General features: G+C 55.5%; 14 protein-coding genes and 1 pseudogene. 7 read left to right on the forward strand and 8 right to left on the reverse strand.

Annotation, left to right across the window (positions count from 1 at the left end; all coding sequences use genetic code 11):
* Positions 1-8 precede the first annotated feature (8 nt).
* Positions 9-722 (forward strand): annotated as a pseudogene (locus tag ACT3T7_RS15480) (lysylphosphatidylglycerol synthase transmembrane domain-containing protein); the annotation flags it as partial.
* A gap of 111 nt (positions 723-833) precedes the next feature.
* Here ACT3T7_RS15480 and ACT3T7_RS15485 read toward each other — a convergent pair.
* Positions 834-1,706: a RibD family protein gene (locus ACT3T7_RS15485; protein WP_444631519.1), complete on the reverse strand. Its 873-nt coding sequence runs from the start codon at positions 1,704-1,706 to the stop codon at positions 834-836.
* A 97-nt stretch (positions 1,707-1,803) separates the two neighbouring features.
* On the opposite strand from ACT3T7_RS15485, the gene ribA reads away from it, so the two are divergent.
* Positions 1,804-2,910, forward strand: coding sequence for a GTP cyclohydrolase II RibA (gene ribA, locus ACT3T7_RS15490; protein ID WP_444631491.1), 1,107 nt, complete (start codon positions 1,804-1,806; stop codon positions 2,908-2,910).
* 5 nt (positions 2,911-2,915) lie between these two features.
* Here the strand turns inward: ribA and ACT3T7_RS15495 are convergent, their stop codons facing one another.
* From ACT3T7_RS15495 to ACT3T7_RS15510, 4 genes are all read right to left on the reverse strand, one after another.
* Positions 2,916-3,683 (reverse strand): creatininase family protein, encoded by a 768-nt coding sequence (locus ACT3T7_RS15495; protein WP_444631492.1) that lies wholly within the window; start codon positions 3,681-3,683, stop codon positions 2,916-2,918.
* A gap of 330 nt (positions 3,684-4,013) precedes the next feature.
* Positions 4,014-5,669, reverse strand: coding sequence for a glucans biosynthesis glucosyltransferase MdoH (mdoH, locus tag ACT3T7_RS15500; protein WP_444631493.1), 1,656 nt, complete (start codon positions 5,667-5,669; stop codon positions 4,014-4,016).
* Entirely contained in the window at positions 5,611-5,994 is a 384-nt protein-coding gene (locus ACT3T7_RS15505; protein ID WP_444631494.1) for a hypothetical protein, read from the reverse strand. Before ACT3T7_RS15505 ends, mdoH begins: the two co-directional genes overlap by 59 nt.
* Complete coding sequence (locus tag ACT3T7_RS15510; RefSeq protein WP_444631495.1) at positions 5,987-7,528, reverse strand: glucan biosynthesis protein; 1,542 nt, start codon at positions 7,526-7,528, stop codon at positions 5,987-5,989. The genes ACT3T7_RS15505 and ACT3T7_RS15510 overlap by 8 nt, the downstream gene beginning before the upstream one ends.
* 538 nt (positions 7,529-8,066) lie before the next feature.
* Here ACT3T7_RS15510 and ACT3T7_RS15515 point away from each other — a divergent pair.
* A complete protein-coding gene (locus ACT3T7_RS15515) occupies positions 8,067-9,476 on the forward strand; it encodes a mannose-1-phosphate guanylyltransferase/mannose-6-phosphate isomerase (RefSeq protein WP_193056786.1) in 1,410 nt (469 codons plus the stop codon).
* Positions 9,477-9,508: 32 nt separating this feature from the next.
* On the opposite strand, the gene ACT3T7_RS15520 is transcribed toward ACT3T7_RS15515, so the two are convergent.
* From ACT3T7_RS15520 to ACT3T7_RS15530, 3 genes are all read right to left on the reverse strand, one after another.
* Entirely contained in the window at positions 9,509-10,444 is a 936-nt protein-coding gene (locus ACT3T7_RS15520) for a lysophospholipid acyltransferase family protein (RefSeq protein WP_193056785.1), read from the reverse strand.
* A 3-nt stretch (positions 10,445-10,447) separates the two neighbouring features.
* Positions 10,448-10,849: a DUF4870 family protein gene (locus ACT3T7_RS15525; protein WP_172117296.1), complete on the reverse strand. Its 402-nt coding sequence runs from the start codon at positions 10,847-10,849 to the stop codon at positions 10,448-10,450.
* Positions 10,850-10,954: 105 nt separating this feature from the next.
* The gene (locus ACT3T7_RS15530) at positions 10,955-11,335 is read right to left on the reverse strand and encodes a VOC family protein (RefSeq protein ID WP_087109765.1); all 381 of its coding nucleotides are present in this window, start codon (positions 11,333-11,335) and stop codon (positions 10,955-10,957) included.
* A 43-nt stretch (positions 11,336-11,378) separates the two neighbouring features.
* Between ACT3T7_RS15530 and ACT3T7_RS15535 the strand changes: the two genes are divergently transcribed.
* The 4 genes from ACT3T7_RS15535 (at position 11,379) to ACT3T7_RS15550 (ending at position 16,393) form a co-directional block, all read left to right on the forward strand.
* Positions 11,379-12,014, forward strand: coding sequence for a class I SAM-dependent methyltransferase (locus tag ACT3T7_RS15535; RefSeq protein WP_441679494.1), 636 nt, complete (start codon positions 11,379-11,381; stop codon positions 12,012-12,014).
* 170 nt (positions 12,015-12,184) lie between these two features.
* Entirely contained in the window at positions 12,185-13,558 is a 1,374-nt protein-coding gene (locus tag ACT3T7_RS15540) for an MFS transporter (protein ID WP_444631496.1), read from the forward strand.
* Positions 13,559-13,687: 129 nt separating this feature from the next.
* Positions 13,688-15,475 (forward strand): acyl-CoA dehydrogenase, encoded by a 1,788-nt coding sequence (locus ACT3T7_RS15545; RefSeq protein ID WP_444631497.1) that lies wholly within the window; start codon positions 13,688-13,690, stop codon positions 15,473-15,475.
* Positions 15,476-15,619: 144 nt separating this feature from the next.
* Positions 15,620-16,393 carry an enoyl-CoA hydratase-related protein gene (locus ACT3T7_RS15550; RefSeq protein ID WP_172117292.1) on the forward strand — a complete coding sequence of 258 codons (774 nt, stop codon included), beginning with the start codon at positions 15,620-15,622 and terminating at the stop codon, positions 16,391-16,393.
* The last annotated feature ends 76 nt before the right edge of the window (positions 16,394-16,469 follow it).

Genomic DNA, 16,469 nt, shown 5'->3' on the forward strand with positions numbered 1-16,469 from the left:
GTGACATCATGGGCCAGGTACAGCGCTTGTCGTTGGGCTGGGTCGTTGTGGCGCTGCTGATTAGCGTGGTTCAAATTATGCTCAGTGCGTGGCGATGGCAGTTGACGGCCAACCGAGTGGGGGCTCCGCTGCGGTTTAGCTATGCATTGCGGGAGTACTATCTTGCCTTGTTAGTGAATCAGATATTGCCTGGTGGCATTTTAGGCGATGCTGGCCGCGCTCATCGGCACGCTCAACAAGCAGGCTCACGGGGTAGCGCATGGCGGGCGGTAATTATCGAGCGCACCTCTGGGCAGGTGGCTGTGGTGGGTTTAACCATCGCGGCCCTGTTACTTTCTCCGCTATGGCACGCTGTGCTTGGCTAGCCGGTTAGCCTCACTATTATTGGTGGGCTGTGCCTTGCAGGCGTGGCTGTGTGGCAAGGAGTAGTGCGCTTGCCTTCATCGCGGCTACCGGCGTGGTGTCATTCGATGGGGGTGGATATCAAGCGAGGCCTTTTTAGCCCCGGGGTGTGGCACTTACAACTGGCATCTTCGCTCGTTATTGTCATGAGCTATGGGGTCGTTATGGTCTGTGCGGCGCGGGCCATTGGTGTCGAGCTTGCGGCGTCGAAAATTTTGGCATTGGCGCCGGTGCTTCTGTTAGCCATGTTAATTCCGCTGTCCGTTGCCGGGTGGGGGCTGCGTGAAGGGGCCGCTGTGGCCACTTGGGCGCTGGTGGGCCTGCCCACTGCTCAAGGGGTTGCGGTGTCCCTTGCTTATGGTGTGTTAGTACTGCTTTCAAGCCTGCCGGGCATTTGGGTGGCGATGGATAAACGTCACCGTGCCCAGCCGTCAGGCAAAGGTGGTGGCTCTCAGCACCACGTCAAAAAGCGTGTCGTCTCCACAGCGAAACGTTCTCATCGTCGGGCGCAGAGCACTTCCAAGCGTCTCGATAGGCGTCATCTGAAGCCCCGGCTTGCCCGAGCCGATCAGCAGTGGGGCGACCAGAAGATGCAGGCGATCAATGTCATTTGCTTCAATAAACCGGGAGACCGTTATGCCGCCTCCTTCCACCAGAATGCGCTTCAAACCACACTGATTAAGCAGCGTGATTACATCATTTGGGGCGAACTGCCCCTGCGCATTAAGCGGCAGTACATGGCGCTGAACCCGCGAATTGGGCGGCGGCGGTGTATCCGGCCCCACGATGTGCAGCGTGGGCGCCGAGTCGGTGTGGAACAGCTTAATGCCTGTAGGCACACGACCGCGTGGATCAAGCACTACCCGCGTGGGATGCGTGCCGGTGACATGACGCACTGTCAATTGGGGGTCGTCAGCACTGGCCGTGCCGGCGCCGATGATAACGGCATCCACCAACGCCCGCAGACGATGCAGGTGAACCAGGCTCTCATGGCCGTTGATGTAATGCGAGTGGCCACTCTGCGTCGCAATGCGCCCGTCCAGGCTTTGCCCCAGTTGGGCAATCACCCAGTGGGGACGGCTCGCCAGCGGCACCAGGCAGTCCAACAGGTCAGTGGCCGCCGGTGTTATAGCGTTCTGACGGTGCCAATTGCCCTCAGCGTCGAGCCGCAATGGCGCCTCGGTTGTTCGGCCTTCACGTATTGCCAACAGCCACGCCCACGCCGTGTCTATATCCAGCGACGTCTTCTTCTCCAACAATGTTTTAGGACCAATGCAGCCACTATGGTGACGGGTGTCGGACATAACGCCTCCACGCTGAGAAAACAGTCTTATCTTGCGGGGCCGTATAGTTCAACACAAGCGTACGCTACCCGCTGCACCAGGCAATCAGGAGGCCACTATGTATCACATTGAACGCGCTATTTTCGACATTCGCCGTGGGCTGCCGGTTGTGCTTAATACGGGCGAAAAGCGTCTGCTGGTACAGGCATTAGAGGGCATTGAGTCGGTCGATATGCTGGCCAAACTCGCAGGGACGCGACCCTCTCTGGCATTAACGCGCCATCGCCTGGAGGCGATGGGCATGTCACTAACGGCGGAAGCAGCCTGTTTGCCATTGGTTGAGCATGTGAACGAAGATGATTTGCAGGCGCTCGCGGTGGTTCAAGCGGCGAGCCGACCCGCGCATTCCTTATTAAGTGGCCTTAAACCCGCAGGACCTGGTGAGCGTGGCGCGGTCGCACTCATGCGCCGTGCTTTGCTAATTCCAGCCGCGCTATGTGCCGATGTGAGTGACCCGGCGGCTGAATCGGTGGCGCAGGAAATTGCTCAGGGCAAGCTGTTGGAGGTTGATGCGAGAGACGCTGCAAAGTGCCTGGCCGGTGCACCGGGTATGCTGAAACGGGTGAGCGAAGCCAGGATTCCGCTGGAAGACGCTGCTGAAAGTCGCTTTGTGCTGTTCCGCGAGCCGGATGGGCTACGCGAGCATGTGGCGGTCGTAATCGGACAGCCTGAAACGCTGGAAGGGGCAGTTCCTTTACGCCTGCATTCTGCATGCCTGACCGGCGATTTATTTGGCAGCCTGCGCTGCGATTGCGGCGAGCAGTTGCGTAATGCCGTGGCGGACATTCAGGCCATGGGGGGAGGTGTACTACTTTATCTGGCCCAGGAGGGGCGGGGCATTGGGCTTGCCAATAAGCTGCGCGCCTATACTCTGCAAGATGGTGGCCTGGACACCATGGATGCTGACCAGGTGCTGGGGTTTGGTGACGACGAGCGCCAGTACGCCGTGGCGGTGGACATGCTTAATGCGCTGCAGATCTCTCAAGTGCAGCTACTGACGAATAATCCATTGAAGATCGCTGCCCTGCGTGAAGGCGGAATTGAGGTGGTATCGCGTCAAGCACTTTATGGGAGCGTCACCGACCAGAATCATCGCTACCTGAGTGCAAAAGCCAATCGAGCCGGCCATCTTTTCGGCGACGTATTAGGCCGACATGGGCGCTAACGCACTTAAAACGCAGGCAGCCGAGCTGTTTCCGTGATCACGGTTGCCAGTTGCTCAGCGTAATGGTGTACCAGACGCTCACCCAATGCCGACGTGGCTTGGTGGGCATCACCGGCCACGCCGTGCTGGCTTAAATCCTCGGCAAGCCAGGCAAATGCGGCGGCTCCTTCCGGGCCTACCAGACGGCAATTTTCTAACGTGCCGAGCGGAGCAGCCTTATAGTGGTCCAGATTGACGGTGGTTGGCGCCAGGTATTGCATCATGGCGGTTTCAAGCAGCCCGCCGTGTAATCCATAACGCAGCTCTTGGGCATCAACCGCACCTTCAAGCGGTGGGAGCCGTGTATACGTCGCTTTAACGACGCGCATATTAAACTGCTGGCGTAGGGTGAGCGCGGCCAACTCCATAATGGCTTTATTACCGCCATGGCTGTTGATGAGTACCAGCCGGTTGATGCCCGCCTGCGCGACGCATTTCCCATACGCTTCAAGCGTGGCAATCGCGAGCGACGCAGGAAGGCTAAGCGTGCCAGAGAAGTTAGCGTGCTCGTCGCTTGCGCCCACCGCAATAGAGGGTAAGCAAACGACCTCTAGAGCGGGGTCAAGAACGCTCAGCATAGCAGCCTGCAGCCCTTCGCCAATAATAAGGTCCGTGCCTAACGGTAGGTGTGTGCCGTGCTGCTCAATCGCGCCTAGCACTAAAACGGCGACAGGGTCGCGCTCGGCGACCGCCGCTAACTCGGGAACACTAAGCGCTTGCCAATCGTAAATCATAAATCCTGAATTCCTGGCATAAGCTCCTTGTAACGGAGCTTGGTATGGAGGGTGTGATAACCGATCCTGATAAACGTTTTAGTAAACACGTTTTGGTAGCCATAGCGCGCCTGCGCTTGAAACCACACCGCTGTTGGCAGGTTAGGTCGAAAATTAGCGTTTGAAAAGCTGTCACATACCATCACCCGCTGTGGGCACTCGTGGGTAGGGGATGATCCACTCGGCAGGCATGCAGGTCGCCCGAGGCCAAGCCATCTGCACCTGTGGCGAACCACAGGCTGCGTTAAACCAGCATCGAACTGCTTAGCCGATGTGCTAGCTGGCCAAGCATTAATGAGGCTCCTTCGTCTGAGCAGCCGGGGACGACGGCGCGTGGACGCTAAACTGGTTTAGCGACTGAGGCGGCATCTCGCCAGACAATTCAGGAGGCAGCGCATTAAGAACATACGGAGAACCATCGGCCATGGCAGGCAAGGTCGAACTGTCGCGCGCCATAAGGGTGTTAAATTCATCCAGCAAAGATGGGCTCAAACGCGTGCTAGGCGTTTTTAGCAGCCCTAAGCGCTGATTGATAACGCCGCCCCACGTGCTGCTACTGGAGTACTTGATGATCGGCACGGCTAACAGCAGGCCTAGCCATACCGGCGATAGCCATCCAAAGGCTGAGGCGGAAAACAGCATGACAGCTCCCGCCCAGGCAAGGCCACATAGTGTCATCCAGCCAGCATGCTGCCACACTTCTCCCCATGGTAAAGAGCGCTCGCCTCGGGGTTGGGTTTGCCACTCAATAGAGCGCCCTAGCAGCACGGTGATAATAAATAGGCTGTGCCATGCCATCATCAAGGGAGCGATCAACGCGGCAAAGAGCATTTCCAATACCATGCTGGTGAATAGCTTAAGCCTGCCACCAAAAGCATGAGGACACTGTCCGAGTGCCAGTAAAAAACCCAAAAACTTGGGTGCCAGCAGCATCCCCAAGGTAATGGTCAGTAGCCCTACGGATAACGATTTGGGCAGCATTTGCTCTGTCGGCTCATCAATCGCCTGGTAGCCGACCAGAAGGCTCGTACACACCAGCAGAGCGAGCCACACAAGCGATGATAAATAGGCAAAGGCGCCGAAGAAAAAATGTAGCCGACTGATGGGATGAAAGCCCGCGCCCGTTAGCAAACGTAAATGCTGTAAATTTCCCTGCAGCCAACGACGATCACGCTTGGCAAAGTCGAGCATATTGCTGGGCATGGCCTCAAAGCTGTTATGAGCGGCGCTGGCATACGGGTCATGACGTGAAACGGCGGTGGTGGCCGTAGTATCAAGAAGTACCTGCCAGCCACTTCTTTTTAACAGGGCTGCCTCCACGAAATCGTGGCTAAGAATTTCTCCGCCAAGTGGCGGTTTGCCGGGAATGGTAGGCAAGCCTGCGCTGGCCATAAAGGCACGCGTGCGCACAATGGCGTTATGCCCCCAGTAGTTGGCAGCATCGCCTTGCCAGAAGCTTTGGCCTGCGGCCAGCATCGGGCTGTAAAGTGCAGAGGCAAACTGGGTGAAAAGGCCAAACAGCGTGCGCTGGCCAACCGGAATCGGCACGGTTTGAATCAAGCCGACACTGGGCTCGCGCTGCATGCGATGAACAAGCGTTAACAGCGTCTCGCCACTCATCAGGCTATCCGCATCCAGAACCACCATATAGTCGTAGCGGCGTCCCCAGCGGCAGCAAAAATCGGCAATATTACCTGCCTTACGCTCATGGTTGTTCTCTCGACGACGGTAGTGAACCGCCAGCTGACCGGCAAGGCGCTGCTGAAGTGCTGCCACGTGGGCGGCCTCTTCCTGGGCTTTGTCGAGGTCCTGCGTATCACTCAGAATAAAGACGTCGAAGTGTTCGCTTAAGGGCGTCTCAGGGCGGTTCGAGGAGGTGTGCGCTTGCTCATAGCGAGCGACAGGTTGCTTCGAGGCCTGCAATAGTGGGGATGGGAGGTTCTGCATAAATCGGCATGACCAGTGCTGTTTTACTCACCAGTAAATTGCCGTTAGGCGAAAGCGGCACTTGCCGACGCAGGCTTAAGGGATCTAGCCGCAGGGCGCACACAATAAAACCGAACACCGCGCCCCAAAACGCCAAGGCGATCCAGCTAAACGTTAGTGCAAACAATACCAGCATGGTGATTTGCCAGCCTATTTCCAAAAAGGAAATAACCTTGAACATCGCCACGCAGCCAGCAATGCTGGAGCTGATGACGAGCACGGCCAGCAATGCGCGACGAAAGGCCAACCACGGAATCAACGGGGTAAGTTCAATAGATTTACGCATCGGGATACCACACATAGTTCCAGGTTTCGCTAATGGGCTGGTTATTGAGCATTAAACGCAGGCGGATATCAGTTGGCTCATTTCCCGGGGGAACTCGAAAGCTGGCGCGCCACATGTTATCGGGGAGCGGCATAACATGGGGCTGCGTGACGTTGCCGGTTTGGGTGCTAATGTCGAGTTCGACGGGTTGATCTGGGGCAATGCCATCAAGCGCACCGCCTTGAAAATCGACAACAAACTGGCGCTCTACTGTAGCGCCTTCACTGGCGCTTCCCTCAATGGTGGCCTTGCCATGACGGGTGCGAATGGCTCGGCCTACGGCGTGGTCCTGGGCATCATTGAGTGTGTAGGTGTGATAATGAAGGTGGCGTGAGTCCCCAGCGTTAAGCGGCTCATCGTCGACCCAATAGGCAACAATATTGTCGTGGGTTTCATCCGGAGTGAGTATTTCTACTAGTTCAACATGACCTGCGCCCCATGCATCAATAGGCGCTACCCATTGGCTGGGCCGTTGATGGTAATGCGCTTCCATATCCAAATAGCGGCTAAAGTCGCGCTCACGCTGCATCAGCCCAAAACCGTGGGGGGCGTTATCCACAAAGCTTGAAATATGTGTCTCTTGAGGGTTACTGAGCGGGCGCCAAATCCATTCATCAGCGCCTGTATGTATCAATAATCCATCAGAGTCGTGTACTTGTGGCCGAAAATCATCAAACCTTTCATGGCTAGACTCGCCAAACGTGTACATGCTGGTAAGCGGAGCTATGCCTAGCTTGGCGACATCGTGACGGGCAAATAGCTCGGCTTCTATCTCGGCATTGGTTTGTTCACCAGGGCGCAGCGTTATGCGGTAAGCACCGCTTAACGATGGACTGTCGAGCAGCGCGAGTAGCGTGATTTCATCGGCATCTTCGCTTGGTTTATAGAGCCAAAACTCCCGAAAGGCTGGAAACTCTTCCTTTTCAGATGACGCTGTGTCGATCGCTAATCCTCGCGTTGATAATCCGTAGGTTTGACCCTGGCCCACCAGGCGGAAATAGCTGGCGCCTAAAAAGACCGCGAACTCATCCGCGTAATCATCATTGTTGAGGGGGTAGTGCAGCCGAAATCCGGCATGGCCACTGCCGGTTAAATCCTGCTCAAGAAGCGACTCGGCATTGTCATCGTACTGAAAATCATCGCTGGAGAAGGGCAGCAGAGTAACGTCATCGCCCTCAATGATGTTCAGCGTGATAGGCGTTTGAAAAATAAACCCGCTATGAAATAACTGTAAATTGAAGGGGCTTTCATCACGCCAGTAGGCCTGGTCGGGCGAAAAGCGGATTTGTCGATAGGTATCGTAATCAATCTCTTTTAGGGCCGAGGGTAGTGATTCTTCAGGCGCTTGATACGCCTGTTCAGCAAGCTGTTTAGCCTGCTCAATGACCGCATTGAAATGGTCATCTGTGTGGGCACTGGTTGGCAATGTCGTAAAGCAGCCAAGCAGTAATATCCACTTTCCGATCTCCGGACTCTTCAACGTCGTACAGCGCATAGGCGAGTTCCTTTCGACGGCTGACTAAAACAGGGTGAGCTAACATCACTACCAGCATGTTTGAACAAATTTTGTACACTAAATCCTTTATGCACACTGTTCATCTAACGTATGGTCGCCAACCTGGGTAATGCCGCCACTTACACGGCATTTGGACGCCCGCTTAACGTATATGTAGACCTGCCGTTGTTGCGCTCAATCTTTCACTTGCTAGTAGGTAATGTAGGCCAAATATGGGCATTTTGCGCGATGCTTGCAGGCGCCGCTGGGCTATTTTTGCGCCTTGGGAGCACGCGAGTGACCCACCGGAGGTGGTCTGGCAGGATAGTGAGCGGATACGTGATCATTACGCTTGGTTTGTCGACTACGCTGTAGAGGTGACCCAGCGTTATTGGCGCCTTTTCGCACGTATGGATTTGTGGAGGGCACGCTGCCGTCATTGGATAATCCTGAAAAGGCCGCACGAATGAGCCAGCTTCGCCACTGGTTACGGGAAGCATTTGGCAGCCGGTAACACTTTGCCTACAAGGACGAGACTATGATTCAGCCGGTGATTCTATGCGGGGGAAGCGGCACACGGCTGTGGCCGCTTTCACGCGAGCAAATGCCCAAACAGTTTTTGCGCTTAACCTCGTCGAAGAGCCTGCTTCAGCAAACGCTGGATCGCCTGGAAGGGATAAGTACGACACCGCCGTTTATTATGGGCCATCAGGCGCACCGGTTCCTTATGGCTGAGCAACTGCGTGAAGCGAACCAGGCGGGGCGTATTGTGCTAGAGCCGGAAGGGCGTAACACAGCGCCTGCGATTGCCTGTGCGGCGTTGTTAGCCAGGGCCGTAGGAGACGATCCGCTGCTGTTGGTCTTGCCGGCGGATCATGTCATTGGCGATGTGAGCGCTTTTCAACAAAGTGTCGAGTGGGCCGTGCCCTTGGCAGAGCAGGGCTATTTAGTCACCTTTGGCGTTGTGCCTACGCATCCTGAAACGGGATACGGCTATATCGCCTGTGGTGACGCATTGGAAAAGGGCTATCGGCTCGCCTCGTTTATTGAAAAACCGGATGCCGAGCGCGCCGCTCAACTGCTTGAACAAGGCGATACGCTTTGGAACAGCGGCATGTTTTTGTTACGCGCTTCGACATATCTTGAGCAGCTAGCGGACCTTCAACCCGAGATGCTGTCTGCCTGCCGGGCCGCTGTTGATGGCGCTCACAGCGATCTGGATTTTCTAAGGCTCGCTGAAGCGTCGTTTCAACGCTGCCCCGCCAATTCGATTGATTATGCCGTCATGGAGCACTGCCGTTTTGCGGCCATCATCCCCCTTGATGCTCAGTGGAGCGATGTAGGCAGTTTTGATGCGCTTTGGGAGATGGCCGCGGCGGATGAAGCGGGCAATGTGGTGCAAGGTGATGCGCTTTTGCACTCGACTACGAATTCACTCGTGATGGCCGAACATCGCTTGGTGACCACGCTGGGGGTTAACGACTTGCTTGTGATTGAAACCTCTGACAGCGTGCTGGTGGCGCATCGGGACCAGGCCCAGCACATAAAACAATTAGTCGCGGTGTTAGCCAGTAAAGGGCGCCGCGAGCTTCAGTCAGCGCCCCAGGTACATCGCCCCTGGGGTGACTTTCAAGCAATTGATAGTGGTGAGCGCTACCAGGTTAAGCATATTACGGTGAAACCCGGCGGCCGACTCTCCCTTCAACGCCACCATCATCGCGCCGAGCATTGGGTCGTGGTAAGCGGAACGGCACAGGTAACCGTGGGAGAGCGCAGCTTCTTAGTCAGTGAAAATCAATCGACCTATATCCCGATTGGCACACTTCACCGCTTAGAGAACCCCGGTAAAATCCCGTTAGAGCTGATTGAGGTTCAGTCGGGTGCCTATCTGGGGGAAGACGATATCGAAAGGCTCGATGATGTCTATGCACGTCATGACGATGAGTAGGTCTGATAAATCAGTACCTACTCAGAGAAACCCTAGTAAAGCCGGAAGTCGTTGGCGTTGGGGTTTTGCTGCTGCTCTTCGATGACTTTGCGGTAACGCTTGTATTCCCACTGGTACTGGGCGGGTTCCAACGCAATTGACGCTTCAACACTGGCGTTAACCCCGCTCGCAGACACTGTTTCGTCAGCACTATACACCCGCTCGTCGGCGTCCAGAAAATGGATAGCAAAGCCGCGCCCAGGCAGGCGCAGGGCAACGCCTGTGACAACGCGTGCCTGGGTGCGCGCCACCAGTTTGGGGAGTAGCGTGGCGGTATACGCATCGCGTGCATAAAACGGCGCAAAGACGCCGCTGCCCCAGTCGGGTTCCTGGTCAGGCAGAATGCCGATGGCCTCGCTGCGCTTAAGTGCTTTAAGCAGTGCTGCAACGCCCCGCGGGTTAGTGGGCACTAACTGTGCGCCCATCCGTTCGCGGCCATGGCGAATAATCGGCTCAAGGTTGGTTATTTTGGGAGGCTCGTACATAGCGGTGAAAGGGAAATGGCTGGAAAGCCAGAAATTCAACACTTCCCAGTTACCAAAATGCGGCGCTAGAACAATAACACCACGGCCCTGCGCGCGAGCGCTGTCCAGCTTGTCGCGGCCATGCACTTCAACAATACTTGCTTCAACGCGATCAGGCTCCGCCATCCAGGCATAGCCCAGCTCCATCATGGTGGCGGTGGAGTGACGAAGGCTCTGTTTAGCGAGCGCCCTGCGCTTACGCTGGTCAAGCGCGGGGTATACCACCTTAAGATTAATATCGGTGACGTTTCGCTCACGGCGGCTAAAGCAGTAAACGAGAGGACCAAGCGTGGAGGCAAAACGCCACAGGCGCGGCAGGGGCCAGCGCGAAAGCCTGCGCCAAAGCCACGCAATCGCCGTGGCTCGGGAGAGTCGCTTGTCTGATGTCGTTGCGTGTTCCGTCATTCGTTAGATTAACCAGCTGTCCACATTACTCGGAGCACGTTTATCTTGTAAGCCCTTAAACCCTTTAACGCAGCGAACGATAAACCAAACCGCCAGTGCAAATAAAAGCGGGAAGCCGATCAGTACAAAGGTGAGCAGGAAGCTAATGCTTGCGTACAGCAAGCCAATCCAGAAGGTGCGAACCTGATAGCGGTAGTGTTCGTCCAGCCAGGCCGGGCCTTTGCCTTGATAGACATAGGCAATGATGACGCCGACAACCGAGGTGAAGCCGACAACAAAGCTTGCCAGATAAAGCGCATAAACCACCATGGCCATTGTGGTGTCGTGCTGCTTGCTTGGCTCGGCGGTAGTGTGTTCTGAAATAATTTCGCCTTCAATCGGCGAGTCATGACGGTTATCTTGCATGTCTTTTTACCTTTAATACGGATGAGACAATAAAGCGAAGGTTCTTAACGCCCTATAATACCTTGCACGACGCCGCTAAGCATTAGTCACTAACTGGCGGTAACATTAGCGAGCCGGGCGGCAAATCTCCAAAAGGTTACCATCGGGGTCGCGCAGATAAACGGACTCGATCGCGCCATTGGCGCCCTGGCGAGCCACCGGGCCAAGTTCAACCTCAATGCCCAGCACGTCTAGATGCTGTTTGAATTCATCCAGCGGCAATTGGCAGCGTAGGCATAAATCCAGGCTGCCTGGCGTAGGGGTTGCAGAAATAGGCTCGATGTCGGTGTCGGTTTGATGGAGTCGTAGGGCGGTATCGCCCAGCATTAAATCTACCCGTTGGGCATCACGATAGCGTACGTCTAGCCCGAGAACTCGCGAGTAAAAATCAACCGCGCGACCCATATCTGTGACAGTAACAACAAGATGATCCAAGCCTGAGAGCATGCCTCTTTCCTTAAATGCAAACCGAAAACCAGAGAATACGACGATGCAATGCTGTCCGCTATGCGGTGAAATTAAGGTCTCGCTCTATCATCAAAATCATCGTCGTGAATATTACCAGTGTGCCACGTGTTGGCTGGTGTTTGTGCCGTCCGAGCAGCATTTAAGCGTAGCGGATGAAAAAGCAGAGTATGACCAGCATCAAAATTCACCGCAAGATATGGGATACCGGCGATTTTTAGGGCGCTTGTTCACGCCGTTGCTAGCCAAACTGCCGACAGGTGCCAATGGGTTGGATTTTGGTTCAGGGCCTGGCCCCACGCTGTCTGTGATGTTCGAGGAAGTTGGCCACCCCATGGCGGTCTTCGACATTTTCTATGCGCCCGACATGTCTGTTTTGCAGAAAACCTATGACTTTATCACCGCGACTGAGGTCGTTGAGCATTTAGCCATGCCCGGAAAGGTGCTGGCGCAGTTGGTTGCTCAGCTACTCCCTGGTGGCTATCTGGGCATCATGACCAAGCGAGTGACCACTCAAGCAGCATTTGCCAACTGGCACTATATTAATGACCCCACCCATATCTGTTTTTTCAGTGAGGCAACCTTTGAATGGTGGGCCGCGCAGCATCAACTAACAGTCGAATTTCCTGAAAAAGATACGGTTATTTTGAGAAAACACTAATCGATACGAACAGGCTATGAAAAAGCGTTGACTTTATGCTATCCAGGGCAATAATTGCGCGCCCGTTTCTTGCCTGTGGTTGTGTAAAAGGTGGTAACGGCTCTTAAACAGCTACGCCCGCTTTTTTTGACCCTGTTTTTTGACAACGTGTTTGGCAAGGTGAGGTTTTCATGTCGCGGCAATTACTGGCTATGGCGTTTGCGCCTCTGTTGGGCCTGTTTATTTTAGGCATTGGCAACGGCTTTTTGGCTACCTTGATCACGGTACGCCTGGATGCGGCAGGCGAGTCTGCGACGGTGATCGGGATTGTCTCGTCAGCGTACTTTATTGGCCTGGCCTTGGGCGCCTTGTTTAACGACCGGTTATTGCTGCGTATTGGGCACATTCGCGCCTATGGCAGTTTCGCCTCGCTGGTTGCCGTGACGGTGCTTCTTCAAGGGCTCTTTTTTGACCCTTGGGCCTGGTTTGCATTGCGCTTGATTGGCGGCTGGGCAACGGTCGGTGTCTATCTGGTCATTGAGAGCTGGCTGCTCACGGCAGGCGAGCAAAAAGTGCGTGGCCGCCTGTTGGCGCTCTACATGATTTCGCTTTACGCCGCCGGTGTCATTGGTCAGCTATTGCTGGGCGTCACCAATGCCATGGGCGGGACGGCACCGTTTATGGTGATCGGCATGCTGGCGTCGCTTTCTGTGTTGCCAATGGCGATGATTCCGCGTGTTACCCCTCTGATTGAGCACGCCGAACCGCTGCCTCCTTATCGATTAATCATGTTAACCCCAACGGGCGTGCTGGGTAGCCTGGGGTCGGGCATGGTGGTCGCGGCGGCGTACACCTTGCTGCCCCTTTATTTGCAGCGCATTGGAATGAGCGTGAATCAGGTCGGCCAGATGATGGCGCTGGTGGTGCTGGGAGCCATGCTGCTGCAGTATCCGATTGGGCGCTGGTCAGACCGTCACGACCGCCAAATGGTACTTATCGGGATCAGTGGTTTTTGTGTGCTGGTGTCGGCAGCAATTCTTTGGCTACCGCTCTCCACGCCGCTGCTGGCGGTACTACTGTTTTTGCTGGGCGGTGGAGTGTTTGCGTTCTACCCCGTGGCCGTCAGTCATGCTGCCGACCGAGCACCCGCCGGGGCGCTTGTACGTATGAGCCAAGGACTTTTGCTGATTAACTCTATCGGGGCAACCTTAAGCCCGCTGATGATTTCACCCGTTATGACAGCCGTGGGCGATGCCGGGTTGTTCTGGGCATTTGGCGGGCTCAGCCTGTTCTTCCTGCTCTTTTTTGCCTGGCGGCGCAGCGTGCGCCCCGCCCCGATGCCGGTGGCGCCGTTTACCGCGACGACGCCCATGACTGCGGCCGGGGCAGAGCTTGTGATTACCGAGGAGCTTGTCCAAGGGGCGCTTGAGCACGAGCATCTGGAAGATTTGTCGGATGCAGTGCCAAACGTGGACGTAGCGGAACCTGTAGTCGGACCGCCCGCCGAGGAAGAAACCCGAATTGCCTACTATGACGATGTCGAACAGTTAAGCACGCGTCAGTAATTTGGTAGCGGGTCTGTATCGTAAAGAGGTGAGACGTTGGGCTAATGGTGTAACGATAGGCAGGAAACTACTATCGAATATAACGGTTTATAACAAACGACTGTTTTATTTCTACATCGAGGTTTTGCCATGAATCACTACGTCGCGCCGGTACGCGATTTGCGTTTTGTGCTCGAAGAACTGCTCGGGCATCACTCGCTGACGCTGTCCAATTTTACAGAGACAACACCCGACGTTGTTGAGGCGGTGCTGGATGAGGCCGCCAAGCTTGCGGGTGACGTTTGGGGGCCGCTGAATGCTACCGGTGACCACCAAGGCGCCAAACATCATCCGGATGGGCGAGTAACGACGCCTGATGGATTCGCGGCGGCCTACCAGGCGTATGTAGAAGGCGGCTGGAACGGCATCGGCGTATCGGAAGCGTTAGGTGGGCAGAACTTGCCTGAAGTGGTGGCCAGTGCCGTTCAGGAAATGCTCCACGGTGCCAATATGGCGTTAGGGCTTTGTCCCATGTTAACTGCTGGCGCCATTGAAGCATTGGCCCATCATGGCAGCGAGCCGCTGAAAGCGACGTATTTACCCCATCTGGTAGAAGGGACCTGGACAGGCACCATGAACCTGACCGAACCCCAGGCAGGGTCGGATCTTTCTAAAGTACGTACCAAGGCAGTACCTGAAGGCGATCATTACCGGATAAGTGGCCAGAAAATCTATATTACCTGGGGTGAGCACGACGCCGCTGAAAATATCATTCATTTTGTACTGGCGCGTAAACCTGATGCGCCTGAAGGTAATAAAGGCATCTCGCTGTTTCTGGTGCCCCAATTTCTCGTCAATGATGACGGCACCCTGGGCGAGCGTAACGACGTTATATGCACCGCCATTGAGCACAAGCTGGGTATCCACGGCTCACCGACTTGTTCGTTAAGTTTTGGCGAGCAGGGTGGGGCAATCGGTTATCTGGTGGGTGAAGAAGGGCGCGGCCTGAATCACATGTTCACCATGATGAACGAGGCGCGTCATAAAGTGGGTATCCAGGGGATTGGCGTGGCCGAACGCGCCTGCCAGCACGCGTTTGCCTACGCACAAGAGCGCCATCAGGGTCGTTTGTCGGCAGCGCGAGGCGGTAAAGAGTGCCCCATCAGTGAGCATCTTGATGTGCGGCGCATGCTGCTTTCTATGCGCTCGCGCACCGATGCGCTGCGTGCGTTAGCGCTGTACTGTGCAGGACAGCTGGATACCGCCCGCCATGCTGAAAACGAGAGTGAACGCCAGGCGGCTCAGGCTCGTGTGGATATCCTGATTCCTGTGGTAAAAAGCTTCTCGACGGATCAAGCGGTAGAGATCGCCTCGTTAGGTATTCAGGTGCATGGTGGGATGGGGTATATCGAAGAAACCGGCGCGGCACAGCTGCTGCGTGATGCTCGTATCGCGCCCATTTATGAAGGCACTAACGGCATTCAGGCGCTGGATTTAGCAGGACGCAAGTTACAGCGTGATAATGGCGAAGCATTTTCCAGTCTACTAAACGAAGTAGCCGACACGGTTGAACGTCTCAAGGCTGAACCTGCGTTGACTCATTTGGGGCAGGCGCTGGCTGCCGGGCTTGAGGATTTAAACGCTGCTCAGCAGCAGGTACTTGAGCAGGGCAAAGACCCGGAAAAAGGGCCTGATGCCGTACAGGGTTATGCGACCCCGCTGCTCAACTTGGCAGGCCATGTGTTATGCGCCTGGCAAATGGGGCAAGCGGCACTCAGTGCGCAGGCGGCCATTGGGCAGGGCACAACAGACCCTTTCTATAAGGCAAAACTTCTAAGCACACAGTTCGTGATCACCCAGTGGCTCCCTGTTGGGCGTGCCCAGCGGGCAGTAATTGAGGCAGGCATTCAATGCCTGAGTGATTTCGAGATTGGCTAATCGCCCTATTGTGACAATCGCCGCCCCTGGAGGCGGCGATTGTATTTCTGACGGGCGAGAAAAGAAGTGATTGCCCCCCAACCAAGCGTTCGCTAGGGTTGCAAGGCAGGCCAGTTAAGCCACCATAACAATGAAGGAGCCAATATGAGCGAATCAGTTATTGAAAAGGTCGATAACGAGGGTATCGTCCGCCTGACTATCAACCGCCCCAAGGCGTTGAATGCGTTAAATAGCGATGTACTTTCCGCGCTAGAGACCCACCTGACTGAGCTTGAGAATCAGCCAAACCTGCGCGCCGTATTACTGACTGGCGCCGGTGAAAAGTCGTTTGTCGCCGGAGCGGATATCACCGAAATGCGTGATAAAACGCCGGAAGAAGCGCGCGCCTTTGCAAGCCAGGCGTTACGAACCATTAAACGACTTGAAACGCTTCCGGTGCCGGTGGTCGCCCTTGTGAACGGGTTTTGCCTTGGCGGCGGCTGCGAATTGGCACTGGCCTGCGACTGGGCAGTAGCCAGCGACAACGCGGTATTCGGCCAGCCTGAAGTTCTGTTGGGTGTCATCCCAGGCTTTGGTGGTACGCAACGCTTACCACGCCGCGTAGGCCCAGCCATGGCGATTGATCTTGTGACAACAGGGCGCAAGATAGACGCGAAAGAAGCGCTACGCATCGGTCTGGTTAACCGCGTAATGCCTCAGGCAGAGCTTGAAAGTTATGTCGAAGAGCTTACCCAACAGTTAAAAGGCAATGGCCCTCAGTCGGTACGCGGTGCCAAGCAGGCCGTTCATGACGGGATGGACCAGGACCTTGATAGTGCACTGGCCCTGGAGACCAGCCTGTTTGCACTCTGCTTTGCCGGTGAGGAACAAAAAGAGGGCATGAGCGCATTTATAGAGAAGCGTAAGGCCAGCTTTTAGTCAGGCAACAAGCCCATAGCGTTCTATTCAAGGGGTGGCGGAAGCGCCGCCCTCGTTTTATGCTGAGCTACTCCTC

The sequence above is a fragment of the Halomonas sp. 111 genome (assembly GCF_052379685.1).
In the GTDB taxonomy this organism is placed as follows: Bacteria; Pseudomonadota; Gammaproteobacteria; order Pseudomonadales; family Halomonadaceae; genus Vreelandella; species Vreelandella citrativorans.

Bases quoted from the DNA above. Each gene is read 5' to 3' on its own strand.
- ACT3T7_RS15550 (WP_172117292.1), top strand. From the start codon at position 15,620: ATGAGCGAATCAGTTATTGAAAAGGTCGATAACGAGGGTATCGTCCGC.
- ACT3T7_RS15540 (WP_444631496.1), top strand. From the start codon at position 12,185: ATGTCGCGGCAATTACTGGCTATGGCGTTTGCGCCTCTGTTGGGCCTG.
- ACT3T7_RS15510 (WP_444631495.1), bottom strand. From the start codon at position 7,528: ATGCGCTGTACGACGTTGAAGAGTCCGGAGATCGGAAAGTGGATATTA.
- ACT3T7_RS15535 (WP_441679494.1), top strand. From the start codon at position 11,379: ATGCAATGCTGTCCGCTATGCGGTGAAATTAAGGTCTCGCTCTATCAT.
- ACT3T7_RS15505 (WP_444631494.1), bottom strand. From the start codon at position 5,994: ATGCGTAAATCTATTGAACTTACCCCGTTGATTCCGTGGTTGGCCTTT.
- ACT3T7_RS15485 (WP_444631519.1), bottom strand. From the start codon at position 1,706: ATGTCCGACACCCGTCACCATAGTGGCTGCATTGGTCCTAAAACATTG.
- mdoH (WP_444631493.1), bottom strand. From the start codon at position 5,669: ATGCAGAACCTCCCATCCCCACTATTGCAGGCCTCGAAGCAACCTGTC.
- ACT3T7_RS15515 (WP_193056786.1), top strand. From the start codon at position 8,067: ATGATTCAGCCGGTGATTCTATGCGGGGGAAGCGGCACACGGCTGTGG.
- ACT3T7_RS15545 (WP_444631497.1), top strand. From the start codon at position 13,688: ATGAATCACTACGTCGCGCCGGTACGCGATTTGCGTTTTGTGCTCGAA.
- ribA (WP_444631491.1), top strand. From the start codon at position 1,804: ATGTATCACATTGAACGCGCTATTTTCGACATTCGCCGTGGGCTGCCG.
- ACT3T7_RS15525 (WP_172117296.1), bottom strand. From the start codon at position 10,849: ATGCAAGATAACCGTCATGACTCGCCGATTGAAGGCGAAATTATTTCA.
- ACT3T7_RS15520 (WP_193056785.1), bottom strand. From the start codon at position 10,444: ATGACGGAACACGCAACGACATCAGACAAGCGACTCTCCCGAGCCACG.
- ACT3T7_RS15495 (WP_444631492.1), bottom strand. From the start codon at position 3,683: ATGATTTACGATTGGCAAGCGCTTAGTGTTCCCGAGTTAGCGGCGGTC.
- ACT3T7_RS15530 (WP_087109765.1), bottom strand. From the start codon at position 11,335: ATGCTCTCAGGCTTGGATCATCTTGTTGTTACTGTCACAGATATGGGT.